Annotated in this window: 7 protein-coding genes and 1 pseudogene; 6 read left to right on the plus strand and 2 right to left on the minus strand. The window is 60.1% G+C overall.

The window, feature by feature from the left end; all coding sequences use genetic code 11:
* Nucleotides 1-7 precede the first annotated feature (7 nt).
* From ACCQ05_RS02870 to ACCQ05_RS02880, 3 genes are all read left to right on the plus strand, one after another.
* On the plus strand, nt 8-655 hold the full coding sequence (locus ACCQ05_RS02870; protein ID WP_372392862.1) for a TetR/AcrR family transcriptional regulator: 648 nt from the start codon (nt 8-10) through the stop codon (nt 653-655).
* A gap of 504 nt (nt 656-1159) precedes the next feature.
* Entirely contained in the window at nt 1160-2518 is a 1359-nt protein-coding gene (locus ACCQ05_RS02875) for a hypothetical protein (protein WP_372392863.1), read from the plus strand.
* A gap of 531 nt (nt 2519-3049) precedes the next feature.
* Complete coding sequence (locus ACCQ05_RS02880; RefSeq protein WP_372392864.1) at nt 3050-5533, plus strand: HrpF/NolX family T3SS translocon protein; 2484 nt, start codon at nt 3050-3052, stop codon at nt 5531-5533.
* Between the two features lie 530 nt (nt 5534-6063).
* Here ACCQ05_RS02880 and ACCQ05_RS02885 read toward each other — a convergent pair.
* Nucleotides 6064-6267 carry a hypothetical protein gene (locus ACCQ05_RS02885; protein WP_372392865.1) on the minus strand — a complete coding sequence of 68 codons (204 nt, stop codon included), beginning with the start codon at nt 6265-6267 and terminating at the stop codon, nt 6064-6066.
* Between the two features lie 9 nt (nt 6268-6276).
* On the opposite strand from ACCQ05_RS02885, the gene ACCQ05_RS02890 reads away from it, so the two are divergent.
* The 3 genes and pseudogenes from ACCQ05_RS02890 to ACCQ05_RS02900 all read left to right on the plus strand — a co-directional run.
* On the plus strand, nt 6277-6417 hold the full coding sequence (locus tag ACCQ05_RS02890) for a hypothetical protein (protein WP_372392866.1): 141 nt from the start codon (nt 6277-6279) through the stop codon (nt 6415-6417).
* A 359-nt stretch (nt 6418-6776) separates the two neighbouring features.
* Nucleotides 6777-12863 (plus strand): XopAD/skwp family type III secretion system effector, encoded by a 6087-nt coding sequence (gene xopAD / locus ACCQ05_RS02895; protein ID WP_506191535.1) that lies wholly within the window; start codon nt 6777-6779, stop codon nt 12861-12863.
* Nucleotides 12864-13079: 216 nt separating this feature from the next.
* A pseudogene (locus ACCQ05_RS02900) lies at nt 13080-13211 on the plus strand (IS5/IS1182 family transposase); the annotation flags it as partial.
* A 224-nt stretch (nt 13212-13435) separates the two neighbouring features.
* Here ACCQ05_RS02900 and ACCQ05_RS02905 read toward each other — a convergent pair.
* A complete protein-coding gene (locus tag ACCQ05_RS02905; RefSeq protein WP_372392867.1) occupies nt 13436-13675 on the minus strand; it encodes a hypothetical protein in 240 nt (79 codons plus the stop codon).
* Nucleotides 13676-13736 lie beyond the last annotated feature (61 nt).

Raw genomic sequence — 13736 nt, forward strand, 5'->3', positions numbered from 1 at the left:
AATCCGAGTGACCCAGAACAGCCAAAGCCGGCGCGGCCGGCCAACCAATGCGGCGCTTGGTCAAACGATCATCGACGCTGCTTATGCGCTTTTTGTGGAACTGGGCTTCCAGGCGACCACACTGGACAAGGTCGCCCAGCGGGCGAAGATCTCCAAGCTCAGCATCTACCGGCACTTCGAGAGCAAGGAGGCACTGTTCAGCGCGACCATTGCGGACCGCTGCCATCAATTCGCCCCGCAGATGTTTTCTGAAAGCCTCGACGGGTCGGCTGAAGATCAACTGATGGCCGTTGGATCATCGCTGCTTCGCACCCTGTTGAGCCCGGATGTCCGCAGCGTCGAAGCCATGGTCATGGCCGACAAGACGAACCAGCAATCCTTGAGCAGGCTCCATTACGAAGGCGGCCCCGCCTATGTCATTGCCCACATCGAGGCGTTGCTACGTCAGCTGCATGAGCGGGCACTGCTGGATGTGCCCGATCCTCACGGGTCCGCACGCTTGTTTGCGGCGCTTTTCAAAGGAGCCGACCTGCTGATCATCGCGCGCTTCGATGCGCGGAAAGCAGAAGACAGCCATGAAATCGAGTCCTACTGCCGGTCGGCTGTCGGAATGTTCATCGCTGCCCATGGTGGCAGGAGCCACGCGGCTGGATAGTGTGGTGCTCTGCAGCGGGATGGTATCAATCCGTTTCACTCTTCCCGGGCGTACCAGCGACACGCCGCAACAGGTAATGCGCGCCTCGTTGCATCGCCTTCCTGCCGGTGATTTCGCATCCTCGCTCTGCCTTTCGCTACGGTCGGCAGTTCCGATGTCAGGTGTCGGCATACTCGACCACTGCGCCATCTCGATGACAGAGAGAGATTCATCGTGCTGCGAAAACTGCTTGGGAGTATTCCAAAGCACCATTCCGGTGCGGATCATGGCAACGTGCAGTGTACTCCGGCTCCAACGACGTCAGTGGTCCCGAGCGAACCGCCGGCACTGGGGCGAGCGCCTAGACGGCCTACGGGCACAGCAATGCGGCGCTCCGCAGCGAGCAGCGCGTCGCGCAGCCAACCAGTTGCCCCACGTCATCGGCCAGCGCCGTGCACGGTGGATAGCCTTCCGCCCACTCAACGGGGCGAGATTCACTTCCACTCATCCGATAGCCGCCCATTCATGCCGCCCGCGGTGCCGCAGCAACCGCTGGTTCCTCGCCAGACGCTGGGCGCGTTGTTGGAACAGGAGCGAAATCAGGAGGCGCGACTGCTCAGGCAGGCTCGGCGTGAGGCGCTGAAACAACTCGTGGACCTTGCGTTGCCCGACGGAGGAAAGACAATGAATCGGCTCACCGCGCGGGCGGCCAGGATGCAACCGATCACCGCGGCTGATCGATGGCAGGCGATCTGCAAAGGCGTTCCCCAGCCGATGCAAGGCAAGCGAAGGGCTGCGTTCGAGGCGCTGGTGCGCAGCGATTTGATGGCCATCGCTCGTGCCGGTCAGATCGATCCCTGGGCTGCGGTCGGCAAAATGGCCGAGGCGCTTGACGAGGGCATTCTAGGCAAAGGTGTGCTGGCCAGCGACCGGGAAATGCTTGATGAAGTATTGAATGGCTTGTCGATCGATCGCCTGTACACGCGGCTGAATCTCAAAATGACCGACGACACCATGCCCGCTTTCACCAGCGCGCAGGAACAGGCGCCGAGAGAGTTGGGAGCCGGCCGGTCCAACAGCGTGTACGAGGTCCAGGTCCGCAAGACCGATGGCGCGGCGATGAACGCGGTGTTCAAACCGCTCGACCCCGAACCACCTGATCCGGAGCACTGGAGCGTGGTTGCCAGGTTGACAGGTATTTCCAGGGAAGATCCGCAAACGGCGATGCGCAATCTCGCAACGGTGGCCTATGCAAGGAAGCTTGGGTTTGACGTGATCGTTGATACGCATGTGGCACCGATCAACCTGGGTCAAGACCCCTTCAACCCCGAGCTGGGCCTGATCATGGAGCGCGCGCCGGGAAAACCTGCCGAAGAGATCGATGCTTCCACGCTGGCCCAGGCGAAGGTCTGCGCTGAAGTGATGAAACTACAGCTGCTCGATCATTTGACGGGTGAGGCTGATCGCCACGATAAGAACTATTTCATCCATGTCGAGTCCGATGGTCGTGCCAAGGTCACGGGCATCGATAACGACAACTGCTTTGGCAAGGAGCTGACCGCCCCCGACGCGGCACAGCCGGACCTGGAAGATCCGCAACGAAGGGCGTTTCATGGCACCGCGCTGCCGCCGGTAGTGGACACCGAGATGGAGCGAGCCGTCCTTTCCCTCACCGAAGAGGATATTCGCTCACTGCTGGAAGATAAACTCGACGATGCAGAGATCGCCGCCGCAGTCCAGCGCTACCATGGCGTGCGGCGACATCTCATGGAGCTGCGAAATGCCGGCCGGATCATCGAGCCGCACGACTGGGGCCGGGCAGATGTACAGCAACTCCTGACCCCTGAGAACAGCTACCTGGGCCGCGAACGCGAATATGCATGACTCGCGGATGGACAGGCCGTGCCGTAAGGCTGCTGCTCCGCAAGAGATGGCGGGCAAGTCTTGTGTCACGCACGCAGGCGTTGCGGATCAGAATCTCCCGGTCACGGATTCGCGAACAGGCAGCTAATGACGAACGTGGCCCCATCGTGGAGCTTCGGGACATCAACGCTGGGGTGCTGTGCATTGACGGAGCAGCGTGGCGACGCCGCTCCGAGCAACGAGCGCCGAACACATCCCTGACCTCGCTCCGATAGTTCACAACGCTGCCGGGAAACGCAGCACGCTGTGGTGCGCCATCACATTCTCGACTAGCGTTGGTCATGCTGTTTCTGTACTGATGTCCGACAAACGACGTCGCACGCACACTCTGCTTTCTGCGTTTTTATCGCCAAAATAGTTCATAGGCGCACCCGGCCGATTTCGGCGGTGGCAACATTTGTGTTCGCCGCACGAGACATGCCCGTACGGCCGTATGAGCATCTACTCATATACAGACGCTTTGTCCTGCTTTGCCACTGCGAGGCCGCATACATGTCGCTCAACACGCTTTCGACTGGAAGCACCACGGCTCTGTCTCTCCTTTCACTGGATGACTCATCGTCCGCAGAGTCGACCGAATGCGATTCGTCGATGAACCAATCCGATCTGTTGCTCGCGATAGATACCCTGTTCCTGGAGCAGATCTATCGTTTGATGGCAGCCGCCTACGGCAACGCGCCGAGCACGTGTCCCAGCGGAGGCGTTTTGGGGCCGGCCACGTATTCAGACGATGATCTGCAAGCGAGCCAGCCGATCGAGAAACGTACCTCCTGGCCGTCGTTATCGACACCATTCGATGCCAAGGACATCAAGGGATCCAGGCTGCCGCCGGCGGTGGATGGTTCATCGGTGACCTGGGACGGCGGCGCGCTCACCGCATCGGAGCTTCAGATCGTTTCGACACTCAATCAGCACAAGGACAAGATGCCGCTCGAGTTCGCAAAACTCGACGACAGGATCAACGACCCGTCCACGCCTGCCGATCTGAAGAGCGCGCTGCAAGGCTTGCAGAAAGACCCGCGCCTGTTCTTTGCCATCGGCTCGCAGGGCGATGGCAAATGCGGCGGCAAGATCAAGGCCGAGGACTTGTGGGATTTTGCAGACCACCATCAACAGGTGACCGATCTGGGCGGGAAGAATGCCGAGTTCAATCCCAGGAACATCAAGGGAGCGACACCGCCGCCCGCCGCAGAAGGTTCATCGGTGACCTGGGATGGCGGCACGCTCACCCAGGACGAACTGGAGATCGTCACCACGCTCGATCGCCACAAGGACAAGCTGCCGCTCGCATGGGCCGATCTCGATGCGAAGATCAACGATCCGGCGACACCGCCGGATCTGAAGAAGGCCTTGACGGACCTGCAAAAAGACCCGCGGCTGTTCTTCGCCATCGGCTCGCAGGGCGATGGCAAATGCGGCGGAAAGATCAAGGCCGGCGATCTCGGCAAGTTCTCGGCCGGCCACGCGCAGGTAGCGGAGTACGCCACCAAGCAGGCCAAGGGCTACACGCAGAACTACGTGGCGTCCGACAGCCCGGACAAGACCGAGCCGACGGTCATGACCGAAAGCGACGCAATGCGTGAGTTCTATCGCTACTCGGACTATCTGCCGAAGGACCTGAACCAGGACGCGTTCAAGCATCTGGTCGAAGGCGACGACAAGACCCAAAAACGCCCGCCGCAGGTCATTGCCGCCGCCCAGTATTTCAGGGAGCATCCCGATCGGTGGAAGGCGCTGGCGGGAGACTCGGGTTCGATGAGTACACCGGATTTCCTGCAGACGTCCGCATCCCAGATGCACCTGACCGCGCCCGAACTGAAAACGCTGGACACCATCAACAGCCACCAGGACGCGTTCTTCGGCGACGGCAAGGAGGTGACCCGCGACAAGCTCGACACCATCGTCAAAGACGACAAGGCCGACCCCGCAGTTCGCGACGCTGCCAAGCAGCTGCTGGGCGACCCGCTGCTGTTCGGCTTGTTGAACAACTCCATCACCGGCTACAAGAAGCCCCACAGCTTCTTCGGCGGCGGCCATGTCGTCGACTCGGGCAAGATCAGCAAGAAGGACTTTCGGCAGTTCTACGATCATATGACTGCGGCCAACAAGACCGTCGACAAATCGCCGACGCATGCGGCCACGTCGCCCGACCAGAAGAAGGCTGTTTCCGACATGTTGATGGGCAAGGCCGATCAGCCCGACATCAAGAAGAAGAAAAAGGATATCGGTACCGTCGGCAAGGGATTGCACGAGTTCCTCAAGTGGGACGCCAAGATCCTGGATTGGGCCTCCGTCGGACTGAGTGCATTGAACGGCATCCCCATCATCGGCGAGTTTGCCGATGCAGCAGCGCTGGCACTGGAGAGCGAAGCGCAGGCGGCGCAGGTGCTCGACACAGCATTGCAAGGCGGCGACATGAAGCTCGCATGGGAACTGGCCGGCATCAACATGGCGGGTGCTGCGATTGGCGCTGTCGGCGGACCTACCGCCAGGCTCGCGGCCAAGGGGGCAGCCAAGGGGGTCGCCGAGGGCGCAGCCAAGACAGCAGGCGAGAGCGCGGCCAAGGGGGCGAGCAAAGGGGCAGGCGAGGGTGCAGCCAAGGAAGCGAGCAAGCGGGCGACCGAGGGTGCAGCCAAGGGCGCAGGCGAAGGCACGGCCAAGGGAACAGCGGAGGGCGCAGCCAAAGGAGGCAAGGGGACAGCCGGGCGGCAAAAGCCAACTGATGCGGTCAAAGGTTATTTAGTAGGTACCGGCATCAGCAGATCGACTGAGATGCTCAAAGTGCCCGTGTTGGCAGGTTTGCATTACGAAGAGATGCGATTGGACAAGGAGAAGAAGGAAGGCGAGATCCGCCAGAATCTGGAGAGCGCAGGTGGCGTGCCGATCGGAAAAATGAGCATTCCCAAGCCCATTGCAGACAATTTCGAGGCGGATACGAAGGAAAATCTCAGGAGCTTGAGGGCGCGCCGCAGGTAGCGAACTTTTTCGAGCGACGACTTTGTGCAATGGAGTTGCAACCAAAAGAATCGCTCGATTTGCTAGGCAAATGCGGAACGAGAATTTGCAACTTCAAAGCAACGCTCATCAATTCGCTATGTCCTGGTGCAAGATTTCGTTGGGACAGTTGCGCTGCGTTTTTAGCCTGATCAAAATAGTATCGGTTCGCTTGCGTTCGCTTTCGATATTATAGCGCTAGCAGCTTCCTCGATGCCGCCATTCGACAGCGCTGTAGATAGGTTCGCCAACCCCAGCGCCACTAGGCTGGGTTGGCGCTCTTCTCCAAACCTCGGTAACGCACTTTGGCAGGATCCGGTAACCTACTCACCGACACAAACATGTACTCCGCTCGTGCCCGCATCTTCAATGTGGTGCGGTCCCTGTTTCGTTCTACGTCCTCGACCTTGTCGCGCTTACGCCTCTACTTGTTCGTGAAGTCCCTGCGCATGCAGAGCGTATTTCCGAAGCGGGGCCCTCTAGTTGGCATAGTCGCTATTCCGGTTCGCCCGTCACTCGTCCCCGTGCAGCAGGTCATCCGGCACCTGCTTGTCGTGCGCGTTCGACGTCGTCATCGCGCCTCTATCCGCCAGCCCGGTCCGGCTAACCACGCCGAAGTGCCGCTGCTGACTCTTGCGGATCTGGTGGATCTGCGGATGGCAGGCCTTGCTCGCGCTCTTTGTCGGTCTCGGTGCTCCGACAATCGTTGCATCCACGATTATTCCATGCTCGCTTTGTACCTGACTAACGAAACCTTTGAAGCTAGACAGATCAAGGGCGCGCGCGAGCTCAAGCTTCGCCATGCGCTGGAGCACAGCAAGTCTATGGCTGGTAAAAGTTTGAATGAATACAGAGAATTTCAGTGAATTTTTTTATGGAATGATCAGGTGGTCAGTAGTGTAGATCGATTCTCACACGCCGCAAATTCGATGTGAAGTTAAAAGGGGGCGAGGTTCTCCAGCGTTATAGTAGTGAAAAGCGACTCGCTGTACCCATCTGCTGCGTGTATTCGGTCTCTATCCTTGCCCAACGACGCGTCAATGTTCTGCTTTGCAATGTATGCATTGATGAGCATCATATTTACTATATGTCGATACATTATTTGCAGTATGTGAAACGCTGCGAATTACGCTCTGATAGACGAACTGCACCAGCGCATCGCAAAAAAAATCAAGACTTCGCAGCGATCAGGCCGCTGGCAGGTAATTCGAAATAAATTGGCGGCATGAAAACCTCTAACCTCACTCAAAATGCATCCAGCACAAATTGGCCTCTCTCTCAAGAGGATCAGCCCAGGTCAGCCGGGGAGCAGGCTGCAACCAGCGCAAGCGCCAGTGACCAGCGGCTTGGAAGGCCGCCGGCCAAACGGCGAAGGGTAGAACAGGAAGAATCCGGAATGGCACCGCAACGCAGAGAACGGTTGTCGGTGAAATCGCAAAATGCTGCCGATAGCGGCGAATTGAGCAGGCGCTCCCAGCAACAGACGGCCGGTCATCTGCGTCGGCGCGATGATGCCGCCGATCGAGGCCCTAGGGTACCCGAGTCGCGCACGGATAGGGTGCCTGCCTCCGCCAGCACTTCGTCGCGTCGTATGCCACAGCAACCAACGTTTGGATTGGAACTGACGACAGAAGATATTGGCGTGGCCGAACCAGGTGCCAATCGAGGAAGCAAGCGGGCGCGAGATGGACAAGAGCCGTACCGGCCGCTACAGCGGCCAAGGAATGCGCACGGGCAAACTCTTGGTTTGGAATTGAATGTAGAAGTTCTTCAGCGGGCCGAACGAAACCTCAACCCGGCAGCGCAGCAGCGCCTGCGTCAAGAGCGGGAACTGCAACGGCAACAATTGGATGATCTCAGGCGGAGAGCTCGGTCGCATAGCGCTGACCTATGCCTGCCCATGGCACAGCGCAACGAACTGGCGCCTCGCATCGATTGCAAGCTGGCCCTGCCCTTCTTGGATGGGCGCGCCGAGGCGAACGACAATACGGGTTGGCTTAGTACGTATCTTCTGATGATTGCCAACGCAGGTCGGCTCCGAAGCGTGGCGCAAGGGGACCTGGATCGTTGTACCGCCCTGGCGGCGCAGTATCTTTACAAGACCGGGTGGTTCGATGGTGCCTCGCTAAGGGAGCTGGCTCATGTAGGTAACAAACTGAACAAGCACCTTAACCTTCCCGCGTGCATGGAGGCGATCGCGTGGATCGCAGGACAGCTGGAGCGGGCCAAGGCACCATTACGGCTAGATGGAAAATCTTATGCTCTGCTTCTGAATGCTTTTGCCAAAAACACTGACAGCCGTAGGTGTGAGCGTGCCGTGGCTCGCGTGGCTCGTCGTCTGCATGATAGCCAAGACCAGCATTACCTCACCCCTCTGGGCATCAGCCTGGCACTCAATGCGTTTAGCAAGTGGTTTGATAATCAGGACTGCCGGACCATGGCGTGGTCGCTCGCCGAGCGACTTGCCAGCAGCGATCAGTTACGCAATGCGCTAACTGAGACGCAGCTCGCGAGTACACTTAACGCACTGAGCAAATGGCCCAATGTGGCGGTCTGCGAGCAGGCTGTCAGCGTTCTGGCATTGCGGCTTGCCCAGGGTCCCGATTTACTCCAAAAGATGGATTCTCAAAGCATAGCTAACACGCTAAATGCACTGAGCAAATGGCCAGAAAAGAAGATCTGCGAGGAGATTGCTAGCGTTCTAGCCTCGCGACTATCCAAAGATCCCGTTTTGTGCAACGCGTTTGAGCCGCAAGGTACGTCCAACGTTTTGAATGCGTTGAGCAAATGGCCGAAAGCCAACTTCTGCGAAGTGGGGGCCGAAGCTCTAGCCGAGCGGCTGTCCGATGGTCACAATTTGGGCGACAGGTTTAATCCTCAGGAACTAATTCACGCGCTGAATGCCCTGAGCAAATGGTCCAAAGCGGCATTTTGCCAGCGGGGTGCCTCGATGCTGGCAAAGCGACTGGCCGGTGATGGTGGTTTGCGCAGCCAACTCAACTCTCAACACGTTGCCATTGCGCTGAATGCGTTGAGCAAGTGGCCCGACACCGAGGTCTGCGAGAAAGCCGCCCGCGCTTTGGCACGGTTGCTGGCCGACGAATCTAGGTTGCGCGACGGGCTCGACTCGCAGGCCATGTCCAACTCGCTAAACGCGCTGAGCAAGTGGCCCGACACCCCTGTCTGCGCGGAAGCCGCCAGCACTCTGGCTACACAGCTGGCCGAGGATCCTGATCTGTGTGCAGCCCTCGAACCGCAAGGCGTGGCCAACGCGTTGAACGCGCTAAGCAAATGGTCCAAAGCGCAATTCTGCTATGCAGCCGCCAGCGTTCTGGCCAAGCGGCTCGTGGATGATAGTGCTTTGCGCAATGCCCTTGACCCTCAGCATGTGGCCTTGTCGCTCAACGCGCTCAGCAAGATGCTTGGAGAGACGGTCTGTCGACAGGCGTTGTTGCTGCTCGCGAAGCGCCCAGGCTCGACCGAGCTGCCATGGCAGCAATTCGGCATGCGTGGGGTCGCCTTGGTGTCCAATGCAATGTCCCGCCTGTTGCAGGTTGAAGAAGAAGAGTTCGACGCGCTGGGGCACGCCAAGTTGCAGGCAGTGGCCGGGCATCTGGAGCTGCACCGAGAACGCTTCGAGTCTGCCTCGGCCTCGGAGATTGCACAGATATTCAAGGCCCTTTCGTCGGCGCAGCTGCACCGCCAGATGCGCCCCTTGGCGCTACCGGGACTCGAGCGGATCGCAGCGCTCATGCGCGATGATGGATTACGCGAGACGACTCTCGAGGGCCTAGGAAACCTGTGCCTGGGTCTGCTGCCACTGATCCGCAATCCGGAACTGGTGTCTCGTCATCGCAGTCGCGCTCTTGGGGTGTTCAACGCGTTGCAGCCGATCTTGGAGCGCAAGATCGACTTGTACCTCAGATCTGGCGGTTCACGTGCATCGGTGGAAACCGAACAGCACGCTACGCGATGCCCGGCGTTGACGTTCTTCCAAATGCTCAAGGCCTATGCTGTGGTGAGCCGGCAATGGAAGCCGCCGCACCTCAAAGGTACGCGAAAGGACCTGCAACGTCGCCGCGATCAGCTGGTTGAATGGGTTGGCCAGACACTCGAGCGTACACGCCATGCCATTGAGGCTGACCTTGGCGAGATGAGCTGGAACTTGATCGCGCAGATCGAGGCCGGTGATGACCTGTTCGACGCGCTTGACCGGCGCATGGCGAAGGAGGCGCCGAGGATTGCGCAGGCGCATCCACCAAGCGACTTCGATCTGGGTGCCGGGCGCCTGAGCATGCGCTCGGAGCCAGGGAAGCCCCGCGCGCCGGCGTCCGGCACCGGCAGCACGACCCACATCGTTGTCGATCTGCGTGGCAAGGAAGTTTCGACCAACGCAGCCGAGACGAACAAGCCGTATTCGCTGTTCGCACGCCTAACTGGACTGCCGTTGGTGGAAGTTGAGTTGCCGGGATCGATTTCAACGTTCATGCTGGCCCGCACATTGACATATCGGGGCGAGCCCTGGCGTTTCGACATGTTTGGCGGTAGCCGTGCTACGCGCGGCAACATGGCTCGGCCAAGACAGCTGCTTGCCGGCAAGTCCGGAAGTCCGTCGCTACTGCCGGCGATCCGTTATGCCGACACTGCTCCGGGCAGCAGGCTCATGAAGCTGGTCGCCAAGCTCGCGCCGCAGCGTGAGGACTGGTCGCGCATGCAGCGCTCACTGCTGGAGATGGTGCCAAGCGACCATGTGGTGGAGGGCACGCTGCGTTTGGGCTTCTTTGACGATGTCAGTGGTCCAGAACACCCCTTCAAACCCTTGGCACCGGACGGGCGACCTCTAGCACTTTGCCCAAACGATGGCTGCGGCTTTCTGAAGCTGGAGGTGGCCAAGCGCATTCCAGCCTTTCGTAAGTATTTCTCTGCCTGGAAAGCTGTGCAGGCTGGTCAGGCAACCCAAGAGCAGCGTGACCTCATTGCGCAGGACGAGCGCTCTGCGCGTCTGGCGCCGCAGGCTCTGCAGCACTTCCCGCGCGACGAGATGGCGTTACAGGAGGCGCACGAGGCGATGCAGCGCCGGCTTGAGGCGCTGCCGCCCGCGTTGAACAAACTCGCGCTGTTTGAGCTGGCCACCAGTGGCGGTTACCAGGGCAAGAGAGTCCGGGCGGTACCCTCCGCCGACGACAAGGTACATCTGGCGCGCGAGAGCAGCCAGGCCTTTGACACCGCAGGCGGCCCGTTGTTAATCGGCAAGCCACCCTATGACAAGGAGAATCTGCTTCCCGTGCCAGAGGAGCGGGTCGCGACGGTGGCGAAGGGTGACGCCACCGCCGAGTTCCTCTCGCGGTCTTTCGGTATCCAATACAGCTATACCGGGTTCGACGACGGGTCGGGTGACGATACCCATATGTTGCACAGCAAGGGCATGCTTATCGTGGTTCCTGAAGAGAACTGGCCGGCCGAATTCATGAACACCGACCTGGTGTGCTCCAAGGAGGATCTCAAGACGCTGTCAAGTTGGACCACCGGACGAAACCGTAGTGCGGTGCCGCGCAACATGCCCAGCACAGGCAGCCTGCGGCTCAAGGAGATCGTAGAGCCCGGACGCCTCGGCGCGCTGCCAATCGCGGAGTTGCGCAAGCGCAATATGGACACCGACGGAGATGACGCATTTGTGTACGCGGGCTACCCAAAGCTGGCGGCGTTGATTTCGCGTGAGGTGGCCAATCGTGAGGAACGGCGCGGCCAGCCGCAGTCCTTCAAGCCGCCGAAGACTGCTACGCCCAGTATCGATCCTGACAGTGGTCACTACCAGGCCGGTCGGCTGTCCGAGATCATGTCGCTGCAGCGTGGCGGCAAGATCACGGGCACCGCTAGCACCCTGGCGGCGCGCTTCATGGCGCAACCTGACGAACTGCGCGAGGCGATGGCCCGCAGCATGATGTTCGGCACCTACGATGGCATCGAGCGGGATTTGCGCAATGGCTTGCGCCAAGTGCTCGACGGCGAGCCCAGAGATCCTCGGATGTTGGAGGAGCTACGCGCCCAGGCGCATGAAGCCATCGAGCGCGCCCACATGCGCGAAGCGCGTGAAGCCGCCGAATTGCTATACGCGCAGCTGCTCGGGCTGGAGCCGGATTCGGTCGCCTCCACAGACGCGCCGCGCCTGCCCGATGCGCTTGCCGAAGCATTCCCGCGGCTTGCCGAGGCATACGCTGCCGCGCCTGATGCCGAATCACGTATCCACGCCATCCTCGACAACTATCCGGTGTGCCAGCTATCACACGCCCAATTCCCGCAAGGGCAACCGGGGCTTGTTCCCGGCGAACCGGAGCTAAGCATGCGTAACCTGTTCACCTTGGCAATCAAGGTTGGGACAGATGCGCTCAAATCCGATACCGGTACGGCGCTCTTCTCCAAAATCGTGGAGTCATGTGAACGATCGGAACGGTCGTTCGCCGACAGGGTGCGCATCGTGCCGTATAGCAAGGCGACCGCGCGAGCAATGCACGACGGGCGCTTCGACGCTGAGCAGACCAAGGTGCTCCTGCAGCGTATGCCGACGATGGCGGCAGGCGTCATGCAAGATGCGCTGAACTCGCTGCAGCAGGCACGCCTGATCAACCCGCCGCCGCCACCTGCTGAGCGTCTTCGTGCGCTACGACCTGAGGAAATCGCGCTGAAAGCCGAAGCCCTTCTGGCACGTGCCAGTGAGATGGAGCCCCGGATCACTAAGATGCTTGAGCGCCTGGCCCAAGATCATGATGGGCGACTGAGGGGAAGAAATCATCAACTGAAGTCGCTCGGCTCGCTGGTGGCAAAGCTTCAGCGGCAGATAGCTTTAAAGCAAAAGACTTTGGAAGAAGCGGTGGAAAGCGTGAACGATGCACTGCGTTATAGCGTAGTACTAGAGCCAACGCGCTTTACCGATGGCCTGCGTGGCGTGCTGGCCTCGCTGGATGATCAGGGTCATGCGCGCGTCAAGCTGACCAACCTATTCACCAAGCGCCGGCAGGCCTTCAAGGCAGTCAACGTCACGCTGCGCAGTCCTGAAGGCGCACTCTGGGAAGTCCAGTTCCACACGCCCCAAACCTTCGAGCTCAAGGAAGATTTCCACGATCAGTACAAGCGCCGCTATCAGAACGAGCTCCACGGCACTCTATCGAAAGATCAGCACGAACTGCAGGCACCCGCGCAGGAAGCCTTTAGTCGCGTGGATACGCCGCCGGGTTGTACTGAGCTTGATGACTGGGAAGAAGAAAGCGTGGCGACCTTGGCATTGACTGCCCCGATTGTGGATACCAAGCCCTAGGTATGCACCCCGAAGCCGCAAAATCCGGTGTAGGCGCACGCAGGCATCGGAATGCAAGGGTTCAAGTCACGCCAGCAGCCCCATGACAGAGAACGCCTTCCGTAGCAGGGTAAGTCGCGCTACAGTCAACCACGGTGGTGCTCTCATCAGAGGGCACCACCAAACCCGGGATCAAACATGCGTCATCCCGCCGCGAGATCTTCCTAGCCGAGATGCTTGCCCGACGAGACCAGGATTTTCGACTTTCGCCGCCTGCTGGAAACCCATGGCCTCGCCGCGCGGATGCTGGACACTGTCAACGCGCATCTGGCGCGCAAGAGTCAGAGCCTGCGGTCGGGCATGATTGTCATCGACCCATTGCAGCGACTCGGCAGCCGCCTGCCAGTGCAACTCGGCCTGTGATGGCAGATAGCCCTGCGGCCGGGCGGCGTGCAATGTGCCCAGGTAGCCGATCGAGGCAGCGCAGACGTGCTCCAGGGTCAGGTTGGCGTGTCGGCAATGCGGTGGCAGGTGCGACCTCCAGCCGCTCCGGCAAGGCATGCAGCGGATTGGGAGCACTCGCGTGTGCGCCTTCAGAATGGGGCGAGGTTGCCGTGCGCAACCTCCTCGCCAAATGCCTGCAGGTGGGCCTTTACGCGCGCGCACGGCGAGTCGGGAGCGCGCGACTCATAGCCGTTGCGCAGTGAATGGTAGGCCGCGCGTTCGTCGCTGCTGCAGGTCTGCAGCGTCTGCGCCGGGTCGGCCGCATGCAGGGCACTCTCGGCCGCGCGCCGTGCATTGCTCAGCCAGCACCGCGTGGTGGCATCGTCCACAGGCGTGGCGCGCAGCAGCGCATCGACCCGTAATGCGATGCGCGCGATGTCCTGGCGGCCA

The sequence above is a fragment of the Xanthomonas sp. NCPPB 3582 genome (assembly GCF_041475735.2).
Taxonomy (GTDB): Bacteria; Pseudomonadota; Gammaproteobacteria; order Xanthomonadales; family Xanthomonadaceae; genus Xanthomonas; species Xanthomonas codiaei.